General features: G+C 35.7%; 16 protein-coding genes and 1 tRNA gene. 9 read left to right on the forward strand and 8 right to left on the reverse strand.

Going from position 1 to position 18,985, the window contains the following annotated elements:
* Nucleotides 1-14: 14 nt before the first annotated feature.
* Nucleotides 15-956: a ribose-phosphate pyrophosphokinase gene (locus tag RMR09_RS03385; protein ID WP_310594413.1), complete on the reverse strand. Its 942-nt coding sequence runs from the start codon at nucleotides 954-956 to the stop codon at nucleotides 15-17.
* 282 nt (nucleotides 957-1,238) lie between these two features.
* Between RMR09_RS03385 and RMR09_RS03390 the strand changes: the two genes are divergently transcribed.
* The 4 genes from RMR09_RS03390 (at nucleotide 1,239) to RMR09_RS03405 (ending at nucleotide 4,467) form a co-directional block, all read left to right on the forward strand.
* Nucleotides 1,239-1,318 (forward strand) — tRNA-Leu (locus RMR09_RS03390).
* Nucleotides 1,319-1,461: 143 nt separating this feature from the next.
* Nucleotides 1,462-2,970 carry a deoxyribodipyrimidine photo-lyase gene (locus RMR09_RS03395; protein ID WP_310594414.1) on the forward strand — a complete coding sequence of 503 codons (1,509 nt, stop codon included), beginning with the start codon at nucleotides 1,462-1,464 and terminating at the stop codon, nucleotides 2,968-2,970.
* Nucleotides 2,936-3,073, forward strand: a complete 138-nt coding sequence (locus RMR09_RS03400) for a DUF2256 domain-containing protein (protein WP_310594415.1) — start codon at nucleotides 2,936-2,938, stop codon at nucleotides 3,071-3,073. Before RMR09_RS03395 ends, RMR09_RS03400 begins: the two co-directional genes overlap by 35 nt.
* Nucleotides 3,074-3,171: 98 nt before the next feature.
* Nucleotides 3,172-4,467, forward strand: coding sequence for a DASH family cryptochrome (locus RMR09_RS03405; protein ID WP_310594416.1), 1,296 nt, complete (start codon nucleotides 3,172-3,174; stop codon nucleotides 4,465-4,467).
* Here the strand turns inward: RMR09_RS03405 and RMR09_RS03410 are convergent.
* Together RMR09_RS03410 and RMR09_RS03415 are read right to left on the reverse strand one after the other, a co-directional pair.
* Nucleotides 4,464-4,880 carry a DUF2452 domain-containing protein gene (locus RMR09_RS03410; RefSeq protein WP_310594417.1) on the reverse strand — a complete coding sequence of 139 codons (417 nt, stop codon included), beginning with the start codon at nucleotides 4,878-4,880 and terminating at the stop codon, nucleotides 4,464-4,466. The genes RMR09_RS03405 and RMR09_RS03410 overlap by 4 nt on opposite strands.
* 107 nt (nucleotides 4,881-4,987) lie before the next feature.
* Complete coding sequence (locus RMR09_RS03415) at nucleotides 4,988-5,986, reverse strand: substrate-binding domain-containing protein (protein WP_310594418.1); 999 nt, start codon at nucleotides 5,984-5,986, stop codon at nucleotides 4,988-4,990.
* Nucleotides 5,987-6,088: 102 nt separating this feature from the next.
* Between RMR09_RS03415 and RMR09_RS03420 the strand changes: the two genes are divergently transcribed.
* The 5 genes from RMR09_RS03420 (at nucleotide 6,089) to RMR09_RS03440 (ending at nucleotide 12,259) form a co-directional block, all read left to right on the forward strand.
* Entirely contained in the window at nucleotides 6,089-7,132 is a 1,044-nt protein-coding gene (locus RMR09_RS03420) for an aldose epimerase family protein (RefSeq protein WP_310594419.1), read from the forward strand.
* A 1-nt stretch (nucleotide 7,133) separates the two neighbouring features.
* Complete coding sequence (locus RMR09_RS03425) at nucleotides 7,134-8,159, forward strand: glycosyl hydrolase 53 family protein (protein ID WP_310594420.1); 1,026 nt, start codon at nucleotides 7,134-7,136, stop codon at nucleotides 8,157-8,159.
* 87 nt (nucleotides 8,160-8,246) lie between these two features.
* On the forward strand, nucleotides 8,247-9,416 hold the full coding sequence (gene galK, locus RMR09_RS03430) for a galactokinase (RefSeq protein ID WP_310594421.1): 1,170 nt from the start codon (nucleotides 8,247-8,249) through the stop codon (nucleotides 9,414-9,416).
* A complete protein-coding gene (locus RMR09_RS03435; protein WP_310594422.1) occupies nucleotides 9,416-10,465 on the forward strand; it encodes a UDP-glucose--hexose-1-phosphate uridylyltransferase in 1,050 nt (349 codons plus the stop codon). The genes galK and RMR09_RS03435 overlap by 1 nt, the downstream gene beginning before the upstream one ends.
* Nucleotides 10,466-10,570: 105 nt before the next feature.
* On the forward strand, nucleotides 10,571-12,259 hold the full coding sequence (locus RMR09_RS03440; RefSeq protein ID WP_310594423.1) for a sodium/sugar symporter: 1,689 nt from the start codon (nucleotides 10,571-10,573) through the stop codon (nucleotides 12,257-12,259).
* Nucleotides 12,260-12,289: 30 nt separating this feature from the next.
* Here the strand turns inward: RMR09_RS03440 and RMR09_RS03445 are convergent, their stop codons facing one another.
* The 5 genes from RMR09_RS03445 to nuoK all read right to left on the reverse strand — a co-directional run bounded on the left by RMR09_RS03445 (nucleotide 12,290) and on the right by nuoK (nucleotide 18,985).
* Nucleotides 12,290-13,648, reverse strand: a complete 1,359-nt coding sequence (locus RMR09_RS03445) for a kelch repeat-containing protein (protein ID WP_310594424.1) — start codon at nucleotides 13,646-13,648, stop codon at nucleotides 12,290-12,292.
* 292 nt (nucleotides 13,649-13,940) lie between these two features.
* Nucleotides 13,941-15,311 carry an NADH-quinone oxidoreductase subunit N gene (locus RMR09_RS03450; RefSeq protein ID WP_310594425.1) on the reverse strand — a complete coding sequence of 457 codons (1,371 nt, stop codon included), beginning with the start codon at nucleotides 15,309-15,311 and terminating at the stop codon, nucleotides 13,941-13,943.
* 12 nt (nucleotides 15,312-15,323) lie between these two features.
* Complete coding sequence (locus RMR09_RS03455; protein WP_310594426.1) at nucleotides 15,324-16,766, reverse strand: NADH-quinone oxidoreductase subunit M; 1,443 nt, start codon at nucleotides 16,764-16,766, stop codon at nucleotides 15,324-15,326.
* An 8-nt stretch (nucleotides 16,767-16,774) separates the two neighbouring features.
* Entirely contained in the window at nucleotides 16,775-18,658 is a 1,884-nt protein-coding gene (gene nuoL, locus RMR09_RS03460; RefSeq protein WP_310594427.1) for an NADH-quinone oxidoreductase subunit L, read from the reverse strand.
* A gap of 6 nt (nucleotides 18,659-18,664) precedes the next feature.
* Complete coding sequence (nuoK, locus tag RMR09_RS03465) at nucleotides 18,665-18,985, reverse strand: NADH-quinone oxidoreductase subunit NuoK (RefSeq protein ID WP_229318145.1); 321 nt, start codon at nucleotides 18,983-18,985, stop codon at nucleotides 18,665-18,667.

Raw genomic sequence — 18,985 nt, forward strand, 5'->3', positions numbered from 1 at the left:
AGTTATTAAAAATATTACATAATAAACTTTCCACTAATGGAATTGTTGTGGTGCACCATGTGCATTACTTCAGCGAAAAGAGGCGCACAACTCAACACTCTAATCTTGTTCGATTTTTTCTTCAACGGAATAGAATCGGTAACTATTAACTCACTTAATTTTGAGTTTTCTATTTTTTCGTAGGCATCACCAGATAAGATTGGGTGAGTACAAATAGCTCTTACGCTCAATGCTCCTTTTTCAATCATTAAATCGGCGGCTTTTGCCAATGTACCACCAGTATCGATCATGTCGTCTACTAGAATTACATTTTTACCTTTCACCTCTCCAATCAACTCCATTGTGTCAATTACATTGGCTACTTTTCTTTGTTTGTAACAAACGACTACATCAGATTCTAAAAATTTAGAGTAGGCGTAAGCTCTTTTTGAACCTCCCATATCAGGAGATGCAATGGTTAAATTGTCCAAACCTAAGCTTTTTACATACGGTAAAAAGATAGTAGAAGCAAAAAGGTGATCTACTGGTTTCTCAAAGAACCCTTGGATTTGATCTGCATGCAAATCCATAGTCATTACTCTTGTTGCTCCAGCAGCATCCAATAGATTAGCTACTAATTTAGCTCCAATTGGCACTCTTGGTTTGTCTTTTCTGTCTTGTCTTGCCCAACCGAAGTAAGGAATAACAGCAGTAATATGTCGAGCTGATGCGCGTTTAGCCGCATCAATCATTAATAACAATTCCATCAAATTATCAGCACTTGGGAACGTAGAACATACGATAAAAACACGCAATCCTCGAATAGACTCTTCATAAGAAGGCTGAAATTCCCCGTCGCTATAGGTAGAAGTAATTACTTTTCCTAGAGGGACTCCGTAAGCTGCTGCTATCTGCTCGGCGAGATATACACTTTGTGAACAGGCAAAAATTTTAGCTTCTGGTTCTTGGTGTGACATTGATAATCTGTTGTTTTATTCCGCTGCGCTTCGAATCGTTTTACTGTGTTACAGCTTATTAATTGTATTCGCCTCGAACGTAGTTAGTTAGTGTGTTGTGTTTTAACGAGCTGCAAATTTAGAAAATTTATTCAACTCTGAAAGGAAAAAATTAAGTATTTTTTTTAGCGTTTTTAATTTTATTTTTTACATTTGCACCGTGTTAAAGGAATCGATGGTTGATTTATTACAATCTCCTCTTTTATTGCGTTAAAATAACTGTTGTTATTTTATGTCTGCTAAGCCCGGATGGCGGAATTGGTAGACGCGCTGGTCTCAAACACCTGTGGGAAACCGTGCCGGTTCGACTCCGGCTCCGGGTACAAAAGCCTCTTCGAAAGAAGAGGCTTTTTTGTTTTGCTAACTTCTCAATTCATATTCACTTTTTATTTTTTTGTGAGGCTAAAAACAGTATATTTGTTTATTGTTTTAATTAAATAATTAAACAAAATACTATTCAATAGACTTGAAAAAACATCCCGTACATATTGTTTGGTTCAAACGCGACCTGCGTATAGTAGATAACGAGGCACTATTTCATGCGTATCAATCCGATTTACCGCTACTGTTGATTTATGTTTTCGAACCGTCAGTGATGGACTACGATGATTCAGATGTGCGTCATTGGCGCTTTATATATGAATCCATTCAAGATTTGAATAATAAACTACAACCTTTCAATTCCAAAATATATTTCTTTCACAACGAAGTGAAAACTGTTTTCTCAGAATTAATTCAAAAATTTGACGTCAAAACCGTTTTCTCCCATCAAGAAATAGGGAACAAATTGACCTATGACCGCGATTTGGAAATGAAAGCATATTTCAAATCCAATGACATCATTTGGAAAGAATTTCAAATGCACGGCGTCATTCGAAAATTAAAATCGAGACAAGATTGGGACAAACGATGGGAACAAGTCATGCGTGACACTCCTAAAATGATAAAAGAATCTGATTTAAAAACTATAGAATTAGATTCTGATTTTTATGAGAAAATAAAAGGAGTCGATTTACCCATTGAAATTACTACTCCCAATTCCAACTTTCAACGCGGTGGGGAATATTGGGCTTGGCGTTATTTGGATAGCTTTGTCAAAGAGCGCTATGTCAATTACAGCAAACACATTTCAAAACCGGCTTTGAGTAGAAAAGGCTGTAGTCGATTGTCTCCCTATTTGGCCTACGGAAATATCAGTATGCGAATGGTCTATCAGTATACCAATCAGCATTACGAATCATCCAAAAACAAACGCGCCATTCTCAATTTTGTTTCGCGTTTGCATTGGCATTGCCATTTCATGCAAAAATTCGAAGACGAATGTTCTATGGAATTTGAGAATGTGAACAAAGCCTATAATTCTTTGGTGAAACCCAAAAACGAAACCTATATCAAAGCTTGGCAAGAAGGAAAAACGGGTGTGCCAATTGTGGATGCCTGCATGCGATGTTTAGTTGCAACTGGTTATATCAATTTTAGAATGCGTGCGATGGTGGTGTCGTTTTTCACGTTTAATCTATGGCAAGATTGGCGCGAATTGCATTTTCTGGCAAGGCAATTTTTAGATTACGAACCCGGAATTCATTATCCTCAAATTCAGATGCAATCCGGTACAACCGGAATTAATACGATACGAATTTACAACCCGATAAAAAACTCCGAAGAACACGATTCAGAAGGCATTTTTATCAAACAATGGCTACCCGAATTAGCAGAAGTACCCATTCATTTGCTTCACGAACCTTGGAAAATGAACGAAATGGAACAACAATTTTACAATTGTAGTATCGGAAAAGATTATCCAGCACCTATTATAAATATTGAAGAAACTCGGAAGTATGCAAGCGATATTGTGTGGAGTTTTCGAAAAAAAGACGAAGTAAAAATAGAAGGAAAACGAATTTTACAAAAACACGTGAGTAACCCCAATAAACCTAAAAATGCGAGGAGTAAAAAAACAAAGCCTACCAACTAAAATCTGTTTGGTTTGCCAAAAACCATTCACTTGGCGCAAAAAATGGGAAAAAGTTTGGGACGAAGTAAAATATTGTAGTGATAAATGTAGGTCTTCGAAGTGAATAGTTAATAGTAATTAGAAAAGTATTTAAAATATCTTGATAACCTTTATTCCAAAATGGTTAAATAAATATGTATCAGTGACGAAAAAAACACAAGTATGGTGAAGAATGCACTAGTTTGGTTTAAAACCGACTTACGAATTCAAGATAACGAAACACTTTTAAAAGCCATTGCACAAAGCGAAAAAGTGATTCCCGTTTATTGTTTTGATGAATCTCATTTTGAAACCACGTCATATGGATTCAAGAAAACTGGTAGTTTTAGAGCGCAATTTTTATTGGAATCACTTCACGATTTGGATGCTAGTCTAAGAGCATTGGGTTCGGGATTGCTAATTGTAAAGGGCAAGCCCGAAATAGAAATACCTAAATTGGTACAAGAATACAAAGTACAAAAAGTATTTGCCAAGCGCGAAGTGGCTTTTGAAGAAAAACAAACCGAGAAAAAAGTACAAAGTGAATTATTCAAATTGCGATGTGAATTGGAAACGTTCAGCACCAGCACTTTGTACCATGCTGAAGATTTGCCTTTTTCTATCAAAGACATTCCGGATGTATTTACCAATTTTAGAAAAAAAACAGAAAAAGATTCCGAAATACGAAAACCATTTGATGCCCCCACGAAAATCAATTCGCCTGAAATTTCTCCTTTGGAATTACCAACTTTAGAAGTATTAGGTTTGACAAAAATCAATATGGATTCTCGTGCGGTACTTCAATTTAAAGGTGGCGAGACGGAAGCGATTCAACGATTACAACATTATTTTTATGATACGCAGTGTTTGTCTACTTACAAAGAGACCCGCAACGGAATGATACGCGCTGATTATTCGTCTAAATTTTCAGCTTGGTTGGCTTTGGGATGTATTTCGCCAAGGTATATTCATGCCGAAGTGAAGCAATATGAAGCACAATTTGGAGCCAATGATTCTACCTATTGGTTAATTTTCGAATTGCTTTGGAGGGACTTTTTTAGATTCATGTTTAAAAAATACCAAACGAAATTTTTCTTGTATGAAGGTATAAAAACGGAAAAAGTGAATTCGAAATCCTTGAACGAAAAATTGCTTAATCAATGGATTAATGGTGAAACTCCATCGGATTTTATCAATGCCAATATGCTGGAATTGCAGCTCACAGGATTTATGAGTAATCGCGGCAGGCAAAACGTCGCCAGTTATTTTTGCAACGAACTCAACATGGATTGGCGAATTGGAGCTGCGTATTTTGAACAACAACTAATTGATTATGATGTGTGTAACAATTGGGGTAATTGGGCGTACTTGGCTGGAGTTGGCAATGATCCAAGAGGACATCGCTACTTCAATATTGAGAAACAAGCAGCCGATTATGACAAAAAAATGGAGTTTCGAAAATTGTGGTTAGCCATTTAAAAGAGGTCGCTGTTTTTGATTTCAACAACAATCCATTTTTTATCGCTATTGAGTTTAAACGAACCGATAAACTCTTTGTTCCATTCGTTAGGGCCAATTAATGATAAGAATTCTATTCCATCATCTCCTAAATACATGTGATACGTTTCGCCAATTACGGGTTCAAATGAGAACTTAGCATTGTACACTAATTCATTCCAATGGTATTCTTCCATTAATTTTTGGTATTCCAATTTCAATTCGGCAAACTTATTTTCAAATGCTTTGTTGACATTGTGAATGCCACGAGTTTTCCAAGCTACAAGATCATCTGATTTAATGACAGGTGCTCCCACATTCGTAGCATACGGAAGTAGGCTGGCGTTGTATCCTTGCTCTTCAGAATATACGATATTGTCTGGTTTTTTGTCCATTGAATGTTATGTTTTTGGAGTAGGAACTAAAGTAGTCAAACTTACAATAAATTGTATTTTAAATGAGTTAGTTTGTTGAAAATTTTCTACATTTTTGATTCTTAAGTTTATAAAGAATTCCGTAAAAGCAATTGACTCGGATTTTCAATTTGTATTTTTTTGTTTTTCAAAATCATTTCAGCAAGTGTTTTTCCCATTGCTTCAAAGTCGGTAGAGATTGTTGTGATACCCTTTTCAACTAATTTTTTGAGAGGGGTTTCATTATAAGAAATGATTCCATAGTCATTGCCTAATTCCAATTGTTGTCGTTTGGCTTGTTCGATAACTTGAACTAAATCTCGGTCGCTGGGTATGATATAAACGCTTCCTAGCTCTATTTTTTCATGGGTGAATTCAGCAATTATTTCGTAATTAAAACGGAACTCATTACAAAATTTTTCAAACCCTATTTTCATACCGATAGGCTCTCTAAAACCAGGAAATAATAAGATTAATTTAGTGTATTTGGCGAGCTGTGACTTTCCTTTTAACAAGCCTTCATACATATCTTTAACAAAGTTTTGATAAATGGCAGGGTAGTTTTTAAGCTCAGGATTAGTTTGGTCTAATATAAACACCTCCTGTACTGGTAGGGTTTTTATTATAGGGGTTATTCCAGATAAATTAGTTGGCATGAGGATGTATTTGGTGTAATTTCCTTTACTTTCTTGAATTAATTTTCGGAAAAGAGAAACATTAAAATGATGAAAATAAATATCCACTTCAGCTTCTGTACCCATTGCGTTTAAGAAGGAGTTGTAGAGATCTTCTTTAAAAATATTCAACTCGTCAAAGAGTAAAAACAGCCGTTCTTTGGGTTTTATTTCGGTGCTTTTTACGAAATACCCTTTGCCTAATATAGCGTAGATTACACCTCTTTTTTTTAATTCATCATAGGCTTGTAGGACAGTGTCTCTCGATAATGAGTGGGCGAGGCATACTTTGTTTATGGAAGGCAATTTCTCGTCTTTACGAAGTAGTGCTCCTTCAATGGCCTTTTCAATAGATAGCACAATTTGTTTGTATTTTGGAATTCCAATATTGTTCTTAATGCTAATCAAGTTCATGCTTATTTTTTTTGCAAGATACTAAAAACTGGTAGGTACTGGTATGTTTTTTATAAAATACCTCCTATTTTTGAAATCACTATCTTCTAAAATGGGATTGTTATGAAATCAAAACCACTGGTTACATCTGCATCTTGTACTTCATTATTTGGGGTTTTGCCAAATGGACAAGAAATTCATGCATATGAAATTTCGAATTCCAAAGGAATGATTCTGAATGTAATGGATTATGGTGCGACATTAGTTGCCTTAAAAAAAACATTGAAAAATGGAGAAGTTATAGACGTTGTTTTGGGATTTGACAATTTGAATGATTATGTGAATTCGTATTCTTTGCCAAGCGCTCCTTATTTTGGTACAACTATAGGTCGCTATGCTGGTCGTATTGCTCAAGCTCGATTTGAGTTGAATGGAACAGAAATTTCGTTACAGCCAAACAATAATGGAAATACTTTACATGGCGGAGTAGAAGGCTTTAGTCAGAAGGTTTGGCAGCTAAAACAATTGACTACAGGGACTAATCCTTCGATAACGTTGAGTTATATTAGTGTAGATGGAGAAGAAAGTTTTCCGGGAGAATTACAAGTAGAAGTCACGTATTTACTTACCGAAGAAAATGAATTGGTTATAGAGTATAAAGGCTTGTCCACCAAAGACACGGTAGTGAATTTAACCCATCATAGTTATTTTAATTTGGATGGGCAATATGCCAGTGTTTTGGACCAAGACCTACAAATCAATGCTTCTCAATTTCTTGAGACTGAAGATATGATTCCAACAGGCAAACTTCTACCTACAGCCAATTCCAGCTTTGATTTTAGAAATTCAAAATCTTGCCCAGAATCTATTGATACTACATTTGCTTTGGATGTAAAAGAAGTGCAGGTAGCATCACTATTAAGTAAAAAAAATAATTTAAGGATGTTGGTTTTTACAAATCAACCAGCAGTTCATGTATATGTAGGAGGAAATTGTTTTAATCAGATAATTGGCAAAGAAGGGACGTCTTACCATTCGCAAAGTGGTGTCTGTTTTGAAACCCAAAATTTCCCTGACGCACCTAATCATACTCATTTTCCTAGTGCTGTATTAAAGCAAGGAGAAATCTATTTTCAAAAAACTATTTACCAATTTCAATCTTTTTAATATGAGACGTTTAGTAACGAATTTCTTAAATATAATAATCTTGTTGACTTGTGTTATGGGAATTTCACAATCAAAAAACAGGGCTAATGTTTTTGTAAAAGGCGCTGATATAGGTTGGCTACCCCAAATGGAAGCTACTGGGTATCGATTTTTGGATCAAGACGGTACGCCAAAAGATGGTTTACAGTTGCTAAAAGACAGAGGAATTAATTCAGTTCGTTTGCGCGTTTGGGTAAATCCTTCTAATCACAAAATTGATGGGCATTGCAGCAAAGAAGAAACTGTGGCTATGGCAGTTCGCGCTCAAAAAATGGGGATGCGTATCATGATTAATTTTCATTATAGCGATTCGTGGGCTGATCCTGCCAAACAAAACAAACCTTTGGCTTGGGCCAATCATTCCGTAGCTCAATTGAAGCAAGATGTCTATAATCATACATTTGAAGTGTTAACTGCTTTGAAAACGGCAGGAGTTACTCCTGAATGGGTTCAGGTGGGAAATGAGATTCCTGGAGGAATGTTATGGCCTGAGGGCAGTACCAATAATTGGAGTCAGTTGGCGCAATTCTTAAATAGTGGTTACGATGCAGTCAAAGCTGTCGATTCTAAAATTAAAGTGGTAGTTCATGTAGATGAAGGAAACAATGGTGCGAAATTCAGATGGTTTTTTGATGCCGCGACTGATCAAAATGTCAAATACGATATAATTGGACTGTCTTATTACCCGTATTGGATTAAGAAAGATTATAAAGAAACAATTGGCGATTTAGCCGCTAATTTGAACGATATGGTAATTCGCTATAACAAAGATGTGATGGTAGTTGAAGTGGGAGGTGAGTATGACAAAGTGCAAAATACCTTTGACATGTTACGCGCCACCATTCAAGCGGTAAAAAATGTACCTAATAACAGAGGGTTAGGAGTAATGTATTGGGAACCACAAGGAGAGAAAAGCTGGAGCGGCTATTCGTTAAGCGCTTGGCAATCGGATGGTAAACCCTCTCCAGCATTAGACGCTTTTAAGTAATATATGATATTAAATTATACCTATTGAATATATAATTTATTACGATAAAATTGGCAACAACAAATACACTTACTCTAACACCCTAAGATGAATACTCAATTAATACAATCTACAAAGGCTTTTTTCGAAAAGACTTTTGGGAACACCCCACAAAAAATAGTGCTTTCTCCTGGTCGAATTAACATTATTGGAGAACATATTGATTATAATGACGGCTATGTATTGCCCGCTGCCATTGATAAAGTGATTTGTTTTGCTTTTGAGAAAACCAATTCAACAACCTCAACAATTGTTGCGATTGATTTGGGCGAAAGCGTTACAATTGACGTAACGGCCGATTCCAAACTTTCAGATACGATTTGGACGAATTATTTCAGAGGGATACTACAACAACTACAAAATAAAGGATTAGTCATTGGTAATTTCAACTGTGTCTTTAGCAGTTCCATTCCCGTAGGTTCAGGTTTGTCTTCTTCGGCAGCTTTAGAATGTGGCTTTTTATTTGGTTTGAACGAATTATTTCATCTTGATATAAAACCTGTTGATATTGCTTTAATGGGACAAAGCGCCGAGCATTGGGTAGGAATTAACTGCGGCATTATGGACCAATTTTCGAGTGTGATGGGAAAAACCAATCAAGTAATTAAAATTGATTGTCGTACCTTGGAATACGAATACCATAAGGCTGATTTTAGTGATTATTCTTTAGTGTTGTTTGATAGTAATGTTAAGCATTCGCTTTTCAGTTCGGCTTACAATCAACGTCGAGAAGAATGCGAACAAGGATTGGCTATTTTATCTTCTCATTTTCCAGAAGTAAAAAGTTTTAGAGAGGCTACAGAAGTTCAACTGCTAAGCATTAAAGATACAATGACTGAGGATGTTTTCAAACGAAGTCACTATGTTATTAAAGAAATTAAACGAGTTACTTTAGCTTGTGAAGCTTTAGATAGAGGCGATATTGAGACTTTGGGGCAGTTGCTATTTGAAACGCATGAAGGACTTTCTAAAGAGTATGAAGTGAGTTGTGCCGAATTAGACATGATTGTTGATACCCTTAAAAAAGAACCTGCCGTAGTGGGTTCGCGCGTCATGGGTGGCGGTTTTGGCGGTTGCACCATCAACTTAATTAAAAAAGGACAAGAAGAAGCTATTAAAACGAAGTTAGCTCAATTGTACCAAGAAACTTTTGGCATCGAATTAAAAATATACGAGGTAACTATTAGTAATGGAACCTCACTTTACCACCCATCATAATGAGAAAATTTGACATAAACGAAGATCCGCACAGAAGGTATAATCCATTAATTAACGAATGGGTTTTAGTATCCCCTCATCGTTCTAAACGCCCTTGGCAAGGTCAAAACGAAAAATTGGCTACAACGGCTCTACCACAATACGACCCAAGTTGTTATTTGTGTCCGGGCAATGTTCGTGCTAATGGAATGCACAATCCAGATTACCAGGAAGCTTTTGTTTTTGATAACGATTTTGCCGCTTTAAAGCAAGATGAAATTCTTTTTGAAGCCAATCAGGAAGCTACTTTTTTTAAAGCACAACCCGAAAGAGGCATTTCAAGAGTAGTTTGCTTTTCGCCCAATCATAATGAAACGTTACCAGAAATGTCAGCTGAGGCGATTGAAAATATCATCCAGACTTGGCAAATAGAATATACCAATTTAGGAAAAATAGACTACATCAATCATGTTCAGATTTTTGAAAATAAAGGAAGTGTAATGGGCTGTAGCAACCCGCACCCACACGGGCAAATTTGGGCGCAATCGTCATTGCCTACACAGGTCGAGAAAACCCAAAACAATTTAAAAGCGTATTTCGACCAGCATCAACGCACTCTTTTGCACGATTATATTCAGGAAGAGTTGCGCCAAGAGGAACGCATTGTGATTGAAAACGATCATTTTGTAGCTTTGGTGCCGTTTTGGGCGATTTGGCCATTCGAAACGATGATTGTAAGTAAACGTGCTATTGCTAAAATCACGGATTTTACTGCTGAGGAAGTGAGTCATTTTGCTCTAATTTTAAAACAAATGACTACGAAATACGACAATCTATTCGAAACCTCGTTTCCGTATTCATCTGGGATTCATCAAGCACCCACTGATGGTATAGAACATCCAGAATGGCATTTTCACATGCATTTTTATCCGCCATTGTTGCGCTCGGCAACAGTAAAAAAATTCATGGTGGGGTACGAAATGATGGGCGAATCGCAACGTGACATCATACCAGAAAAAAGCGCCGCGATGCTGAGGGAACAATCCAATGTGCATTATAAGTTGAGATGATTTCCGACATACAATATTGGATTTACGAACTAAAAAGAATACAATCTAACGAACTTTAAACCAAAAACCACTATATTTATTACCGCTATTTAACCTATAACTATTATGAACCAAAACAGCCTTGAATTAACCGATTATATTGTATTTATTATCTACTTTTTAGTAGTTTCAATTTATGGATACACCATTTACCGCAAACGCGAAAAAAATGAAAATGACGCGAAAGCATACTTTTTAGCTGAAGGTAAACTCACCTGGTGGGCTATTGGCGCTTCTTTAATTGCTTCAAATATTTCTGCCGAACAATTCATCGGCATGAGTGGAGAAGGCTTCTTTTTAGGTATTGCAGTAGCGGCTTACGAATGGATTGCAGCCATTACGTTGCTTATTGTTGCGATTTGGTTCATACCAGTCTATTTGAAAAATAAGATTTATACCATGCCACAGTTTTTAAAGACGCGATACAATGAATCGACTGCTTTGATTATGGCGGTGTTTTGGTTGTTTTTGTATGTTTTTGTGAACCTGACTTCCATTTTATATTTAGGTGCAGTTGCCATTAACGGTTTGGCGGGCGGTCAATACTTACATGTAATTATGATTGGCTTGGCATTTTTTGCTTTGTTAATTTCGCTCGGCGGCATGAAAGTGGTGGCCTATACCGATGTGATTCAGGTAGCAGTTTTAATTATTGGTGGTTTAGTGACTTCGTATATTGCATTAACTACGGTGAGTCATTATTTTGGTTTTGGACAAGATGCTATTGCCGGTTTTCAAGTTTTGATGGAACAAGCGCCTGAGCATTTTAAAATGATTATGCCTGAGCCAACCGCTACTTCCTCACAAGAGGAAATCAATAAGTATTTAACCATTCCGGGATTGATGGCGTATTTGGCAGGAATTTGGATAATTAATCTAAATTATTGGGGATGTAACCAATACATTACCCAGCGCGCTTTGGGTGCCGATTTGGATACTGCTCGTTCTGGAATTCTATTTGCCGGATTTATTAAGTTGTTCATGCCTTTAATAGTGATTTTGCCTGGAATAGCTGCTTATGTTTTACACGAAAGTGGTCATTTACCACAATTAGTAGGAGGAAAAGACGGTGCCTATTCAGCAATATTGACCTTCTTACCTACAGGGTTAAAAGGACTTTCAGTAGCGGCATTAACTGCAGCGATTGTAGCTTCTTTAGCAGGAAAAGTCAATAGTATTTCTACCATTTATACCTTAGACATTCATAAAAAATACATTCAAAAAACAGCTTCGGATTCCAGTCAAGTGAATATTGGAAAATATGCCGTTTTTGCTGCGATGTTCTTAGCGGTACTTTTTACTTGGAATGATACTTTAGGGATTGGTGGAGTAGGTGGATTTACCTATATTCAAAAATATACGGGTTTTATTAGCCCGGGTGTGTTTGCTATGTTTATTTTAGGAATGTTTTGGAAACGCACTACAGGAGCAGCAGCAGTAGTAGGAGTTTTAGCTGGTTTTGTTTTGTCAGTGGTGTTTAATGAGTTGGCACCAGCATGGTTTGGTAACGATACTTGGTTATACACGGCTTACCCTAACGGTAAAGGCAGTTACGAAATTCCATTTTTGATTTGTATGGGCTTGTCGTTTATTTTCACCATGATCCTAATGATTGGAGTGAGTCTGGCTGGGCCTAAAATAAACGAAAAAGCGTTTGAACTAGATAAAGCCATGTTCAAAATGAAACCACAAACTACCATCTTAATTGTTTTATTAGTCTTAACTATTTTTGCATTGTATGTGAAGTTTTGGTAGGGATTTAATTAAAAAAACGGTTTGTTGTGCTTAGATTTGTTTAAGTAAATTAGGTAATAACATCACATCCTTTAAGCGTTTGTCTTCTGCATTTTTACGTTCTAACAGTAAATTAGATTCTGGAATTTCAGTTATTAGTGCCACTTTTGCAATCAAGCTATTAACTGTTAATTCCCGTCTTTTAATAATAGTAGTTACCGATTCTGTTTGTTTAGAGTTTTCAAAGAGTTCGTTTAGTTGATTCAACGAAACAAATTCATTCGGATGTTCTAACAAAAAGTAAAGGACTTTCTTTTCATTATCTTCAAAAGAAGTTATTTTCTTTTGTTTGAATTCAAATTCGTTTGTTTTTGAATTGTATACAATGGCAATGTCAAAATTTCTCTGGAATCTTTTTTTAGTGTAAACTATAATTATAATACTTAAGATAAGAAAGAATGCGCACCACACAATATATTTTTTATCAATCAATCCTTCATATGATGTAATAAAGGGTTCGCTACCTAAATATTTGCCTTTTATATCTTGAATTGTCTTTTTTGAAAAATAAATTTTTCGTTTGTTATTTTCAAATATGCCATAAATGGTGTCATTTTTTGCCAACATTTTTTTTGGAACTATATGATTTGTATAGTCGTACTTTTTTACACTATTTTGTTCAAAATCTACCTCTAGAAGAATTTCATTAAATAGATATAATTTGTCTTTAATCTGGATGGAATTGTAATTAGAGGTAATCAGTTTATTGTTGTAAGAGCCGATATTTTTCCAAGTCATTGTAGCTAAATCTAATTTCCAAAATAGTGGTTTTACATCATGAACCTCTCTTATATTTTTTGGGTCATTGGCGATTCCGCCAAATAAATACAAACTGTTCTTTTTTCTAAAACTAAACACTTCACAACATCTAGGTTCAGGAAATTCTTCTCCATAGGTTTGCTCTTGATTCCATTCACCACTTTTAAAGTCAAAACGAGTAATGATATTTTTATAGGTAAAAAGCCCATACCCTCCAAAATAATGAATCTGGTTGTTGTAAACAAACGGTGTAGTGCCAAACTGGCTATTGTGTAGATACGAATTATCTATTCTAACTAAAGAATCATTTCTAAATTCTAAAACGGGTCCGCAACCTGAGTGAACTAAATACGTTTTTTTAGCTATGGAAAAGGCTAGATATTCACTTATTTTTCCTGGAAATTCGGTTGTTTTTAATTGAAAACGTTTTCCATTTTTATAGAATAGTGAGTCGTTTACAAATACAATCGATTTTTGTGATTTTGCTTCAATAAACAATATTACACGGTCATTGAAGTTCCAGGTTTGTGTATAACTAGCAAACGAAAATAGTATAGCAATAACTAAAAATGGTATCTGTTTTGGTTTCATTTTTTGGGGATAAAAATTGCAAGTAGGAAAAGTAATAATAAATTGTTTGTTTTTTATACAAAATCAAAAGAAAATATAGATTCCAGTATTTTCATAATAACTATTTTGCTGATAATCAATTCAAATATCAATTTTAAAAATGACTTCAAATTTCTATTACTCTGCGAATCGGTAGTTAGTTTGCATCATAGTTTCTCCCAGCAATAACTTTGTGCCTTAGCGACTTCGTGGCAAAATAAAAAACCCATCAAAATTACTCTTGACGGGTTGTTCATTATAATAGTAAAATATTTTATCCTAATAAGTCCAATACCAAAGAAGGGAACAAACCAATGATGATATTCAAAGCAATAGCAGTAAACGCTACGGCATAAAGTAAGAAAGGTTTTCCAGTACGTTCTTCGTTAGATTCTTTGGTATACATAGCCAAGATCAATTTGAAATAGTAACCTACACTAATAATCGAATTGATTACCGCAACAATCACTAAAGCTATAAAGCCATTTTCGATAGTCTGAGTAAACAAAACTAATTTCGCAAAGAATCCTGCGAAAATTGGAATTCCGGCCATAGAAAGCAAAGAAGCCGTTAATACAGCTGCTAAAAAGGGATGCGTTTTTCCTAGTCCGTGGAAGTTGGTAATGTCTTCGTTATGTTTGTTTTTACAAACGTATAAAATCACGCTAAAAGCAGCAATTCCCGCTAAAGCATAGGCTGTAGTGTAATATAACAAGCTACTTGCTGAAGTCGACAAACTCAATAAAGTCATCAACATAAAACCAGCATGTGAGATTCCTGAAAAGGCTAACATACGTTTTACATTGGTTTGTTTCAATGCCATGATGTTTCCTACGGTCATAGAAGCCATAGAAACGGCAACGATTACCATTTTATAGGCATCAGAGATATCAGCGTTCATCACAGACAATAGTTTGTATAAGGTAGCCATGGCTACTACTTTCGCTAACGTACTCATCAATGCCGTTGTTAAAGCTGGAGAACCTTCATACACATCTGGTGCCCAAAAATGAAAAGGAACCGCTGCGATTTTGAAGAACATTCCCACAGTTAATAAGGCAATTCCAATTGGGAACCAAACTGGCAATTCTGCTGATTGTGATAATTCGCTAATTTCAGTTACATCAAAACTTCCCATTGCTCCGTAGACCAAACAAATTCCGAAAAGTAAAATCCCAGAGGCAAAAGATCCCATCAAGAAATACTTCATTCCGGCTTCGTTACTTTTTAAAAGTAAACGGTCGCTTGCTGCTAAAACATATAAAGAAATAGACAATACTTCGATGCCTAAGAAGAACATGGCTAAGTTGCCAAAAGAAACCATAGCAACCGCTCCAGATAACAAAAACACTTTGATGGCAATGTAATCGGAGATTTTGTTTTGATGATTTTCATAAAAATTATGTCCCAATGCCACTAAGAAAATAGTCAAGACTATGAATAAAGATGAGAAAGCAGTTGAGAATTTACTCACTACAATCATATTACCATAGTAACTTTGAGTAGAACCAAATTCAGAGATATTCAATCCCAATACGGCCAATAATCCAATAATGGTGATAGGCACAATGGCTTTTCTTAAATTAAAAATTTCAAATAAAAGGCATAAAACACCTAATCCTATTATAGCTATTAATGTATTCATTTTGTGGTGGACTTATTTGATTCTATTAATTTGGTTTAAAATTCCTTCGATGCTTGGCGCAATCAATTCTACGATTGGTTTTGGATACAATCCAAAAAAGAACAATACTGCAATTATGATTACCAAAACAATACCTTCATTAACCGTAACATCAGCAAATAGTTTTGCATTGGTTTCGCCTAACATAACTGATTGAAACATTTTTAGCATGTAGTAAGCACCTAAAATGATGGTGGTACCGCCAAATACGGCATACCAAATATTCACTTGTGATAAACTGTATAAAACGGTAAATTCTCCAACGAAGTTAAAAGTAGTTGGTAAAGCAACAGATGCTAGTACCAAGATTAAAAATAGCGAAGCAAATTTTGGTGCTTGAGAACGAATGCCGCCCATATCAGCAATGACTCTGGTTTCGTATCTTCTGTAAATGATTTCAGCAATAAAGAACAAACCTACTACTACAAATCCGTGTGCTATCATTTGTAATACTGCACCACTAATACCATCAGCAGTTAAAGTGTAAGCACCTGCAGCAATCAATCCCACGTGTGCCAAGGAAGAATACGCCAATAATTTTTTCAAGTCTTTTTGTCTTAAAGCAACAATGGATCCATAAATTACTCCCGCAATACCTAAGATTAACATGATAGTTACATGACCTTTGGCAGCTAATGGAACGATAGGCAGTTGCCAACGAATGACACTGTACAATCCCATTTTCAACATAATACCTGATAAAAGCATGGTTCCAACAGTTGGGGCTTTTTGGTACACATTGGCTTGCCAAGTATGAAAAGGAATGATCGGAATTTTAATGGCATACGCCAAGAAAAACCCAACAAACAACCAAACTTGCTCTGTTCCACTTAAGTTCAATTGGTATAAATCTTCAATCAATAAGCTTCCTGCTTTTTGGTACAAATAGGCAAAACCTACTAGCATGAACAACGAACCAGCTAATGTGTAGATAAAGAATTTTACTACTGCTTTTTTACGTTCTTCGGCATCGCCATTCCCCCAAACTAGAGCAATGAAATAAATTGGCAATAATGACAATTCCCAGAAGATGTAATACAACAACCCGTCTGCCGCTAAGAAAGTTCCCGCCATAGCAAATGCCATGAATAAAATCAAAGCATAGAATGTTTTCGCATTTTTTGGTTCGTTACCAAAAGTTGAAAAGATAATTATTGGTGTCAAAGCGGTAGTCAACAACAGCATTGCCAAAGCCAATCCATCAGCTTGTAATGCAAAAGAGATATTCGGTTTTGAAATCCATTGTGAAATGAATCCAATATTTTCGCCCAAATTATAGTGGTTCAATAATACAATCGAAGCGCCCAAGGAAACGAGTCCAAAAAGTAAGGCTACTTTGGATGCAAATTTATCACCTACAGTATAGGTTGCTAAAGCACCAATTAAAAGGATAATTAATATAAGAGATACGTTCATAGTAGTAGTTATTGAGCTAAAAATAAAAAGGAAATAATGGCGCAAAGACCTAAAACAAAAGCAAAAAGATATAATCCCACACTTCCGTTTTGTACTTTCTTCCCTTGTAAACTAATTTCATTGGTTATTTTACCGAATCCAAAGACTACAGCAGACAAAGCAGTTTCTACTTGATCTCTGAAGAATTTAGACAATTCGTTAATCGATTTAACAAACAAGAAATCGTAAATTTCGTCTAAGTAGTATTTGTTATACAATACTTTTGCAAATCCTGTGATGCTTGCATCGTCTCCAGGAACTGTGTTTTGTTTGTTGTATTTTGAATAAGCAATGCCAATTCCTACTAAACCTCCAACAACAGCTATAGCCATTAAAAGGTATTCTGTGTTGCCTAAATGGTGTTCTTCTGAAGCTAATTTTGGTAAAATTGGAATCAAATACTCATTTAACCAAGAATTCCCTGGTAAGCTAATCAATCCTCCTATAGTTGCCAAAATAGCCAAAACAATTAGAGGAAAAGTAATTAAAGCAGGACTTTCGTGTAAGTGGTGTTTTTGTTCTTCTGTTCCTCTAAAATCATTATAGAAAGTCAAGAACATCAAACGGAACATATAAAAAGCCGTCATAATGGAAGCTACAGAAGCAACTACCCATAACGGAATATTATGATGAAAAGCCGTTAATAAAATTTCGTCTTTTGAGAAAAATCCTGAAAACACTGGCACCCCTGAAATCGCTAATGAAGAAACTAACATGGTGATGAACGTAATTGGCATCACTTTTTTCAGTCCACCCATCTTGCGCATGTCTTGTTCGCCATGCAAAGCGTGAATAACTGATCCTGAACCCAAGAACAAACACGCTTTGAAAAACGCATGAGTAATTACGTGGAAAACAGCTACTTCGTAAGCACCTAATCCTAATGCTAAAAACATTAATCCTAATTGCGAAACAGTAGAGTAGGCCAAGACCTTTTTAATATCGTTTTGTACCAATCCAATCGTTGCGGCTACTAGAGCAGTTATAGCTCCAATTACAGCAATAATACTTTGAACGTCGGGCGTTAAATCAAAGATGAAATTCAAACGCGTAATCATAAAAATACCCGCTGTTACCATTGTAGCTGCGTGAATTAATGCCGAAACTGGTGTAGGTCCTGCCATCGCATCAGGTAGCCAAGTGTATAAAGGTATTTGTGCTGATTTTCCTGTCGCACCAATAAATAAACACAAAGCAGCAGCTGAAAGCCAATAGCCATCAAGGTTGGTTGCGCCAGCAATAGCTGTTTTTAAAGTAGCATAATCTAATGTAGAGAACAAATGACCTAAGATGAAGATTCCGATTAACAATCCTAAATCTCCAATTCTGTTCATGATGAAGGCTTTTTTAGCCGCATCGTTGTAGTCTTGGTTTTTGTGCCAAAATCCAATTAATAGATAAGAACACAATCCTACACCTTCCCAACCGATGAATAAAACTAGCAAGTTGCTACCTACTACTAACGTAATCATGAAGAAAACGAATAAGTTGAGGTAAGCAAAGAATTTGTGCATGTTCTCGTCGTCGTGCATGTAGCTAATCGAATATAAATGGATTAGCGAACCAATTCCAGTAACGAAAAGCAACCATAAAACAGACAATTGGTCTAATAAAAACCCAAAGTCGATTTTAATATTACTCACATGAATCCAATCAAAAAGGGTAATGTTGAATCCTTTTGGTTCAGCAGACAAAGCACTAAAGAAATAGATAGCAGTAGCAAAAGAAATCGCTACAGCAAGTGTTCCGATGATTCCAGAAACGGTTTTCCCTAGATTTTTCCCGAAGAAAATGTTGATTAAAAATCCTGCAAAAGGAGCTAGGACTAATAGTAAAGCTATATTGGTATTCATTTCCATTTATCCTTTTAAGTTTTTTAGGGTATCGATACTAATCGAACCTGAATTTTTAAATATCGATACTAAAATGGCTAATCCAACAGCAACCTCTGCAGCAGCAACAGCCATCGAGAAAAACACGAAAACCTGTCCTTGTGCATCTTGGTGATAGGTTGAAAAAGCAACAAACAATAAGTTCACCGCATTCAACATAATTTCGATGGACATAAAAACGATAATGGCATTGCGTCTGTATAAAACTCCGAATATTCCAATACAAAAAAGGATAACACTCAGGAAGATATAGTTTTCTATACCAATTTGATTTAAAATATTATTCAT

Origin of the sequence: Flavobacterium sp. (genome assembly GCF_031537875.1) — a bacterium.
GTDB lineage: Bacteria > Bacteroidota > Bacteroidia > Flavobacteriales > Flavobacteriaceae > Flavobacterium.

What these genes read in the sequence shown, in the direction of transcription:
- RMR09_RS03440 (WP_310594423.1), top strand. Translation starts at nt 10,571, where the DNA reads ATGAACCAAAACAGCCTTGAATTAACCGATTATATTGTATTTATTATC.
- RMR09_RS03450 (WP_310594425.1), bottom strand. Translation starts at nt 15,311, where the DNA reads ATGAATACATTAATAGCTATAATAGGATTAGGTGTTTTATGCCTTTTA.
- RMR09_RS03410 (WP_310594417.1), bottom strand. Translation starts at nt 4,880, where the DNA reads ATGGACAAAAAACCAGACAATATCGTATATTCTGAAGAGCAAGGATAC.
- RMR09_RS03420 (WP_310594419.1), top strand. Translation starts at nt 6,089, where the DNA reads ATGAAATCAAAACCACTGGTTACATCTGCATCTTGTACTTCATTATTT.
- galK (WP_310594421.1), top strand. Translation starts at nt 8,247, where the DNA reads ATGAATACTCAATTAATACAATCTACAAAGGCTTTTTTCGAAAAGACT.
- RMR09_RS03405 (WP_310594416.1), top strand. Translation starts at nt 3,172, where the DNA reads ATGGTGAAGAATGCACTAGTTTGGTTTAAAACCGACTTACGAATTCAA.
- RMR09_RS03425 (WP_310594420.1), top strand. Translation starts at nt 7,134, where the DNA reads ATGAGACGTTTAGTAACGAATTTCTTAAATATAATAATCTTGTTGACT.
- nuoL (WP_310594427.1), bottom strand. Translation starts at nt 18,658, where the DNA reads ATGAATACCAATATAGCTTTACTATTAGTCCTAGCTCCTTTTGCAGGA.
- RMR09_RS03445 (WP_310594424.1), bottom strand. Translation starts at nt 13,648, where the DNA reads ATGAAACCAAAACAGATACCATTTTTAGTTATTGCTATACTATTTTCG.
- RMR09_RS03400 (WP_310594415.1), top strand. Translation starts at nt 2,936, where the DNA reads ATGCGAGGAGTAAAAAAACAAAGCCTACCAACTAAAATCTGTTTGGTT.
- RMR09_RS03455 (WP_310594426.1), bottom strand. Translation starts at nt 16,766, where the DNA reads ATGAACGTATCTCTTATATTAATTATCCTTTTAATTGGTGCTTTAGCA.
- RMR09_RS03435 (WP_310594422.1), top strand. Translation starts at nt 9,416, where the DNA reads ATGAGAAAATTTGACATAAACGAAGATCCGCACAGAAGGTATAATCCA.
- nuoK (WP_229318145.1), bottom strand. Translation starts at nt 18,985, where the DNA reads ATGAATAATATTTTAAATCAAATTGGTATAGAAAACTATATCTTCCTG.
- RMR09_RS03385 (WP_310594413.1), bottom strand. Translation starts at nt 956, where the DNA reads ATGTCACACCAAGAACCAGAAGCTAAAATTTTTGCCTGTTCACAAAGT.
- RMR09_RS03415 (WP_310594418.1), bottom strand. Translation starts at nt 5,986, where the DNA reads ATGAACTTGATTAGCATTAAGAACAATATTGGAATTCCAAAATACAAA.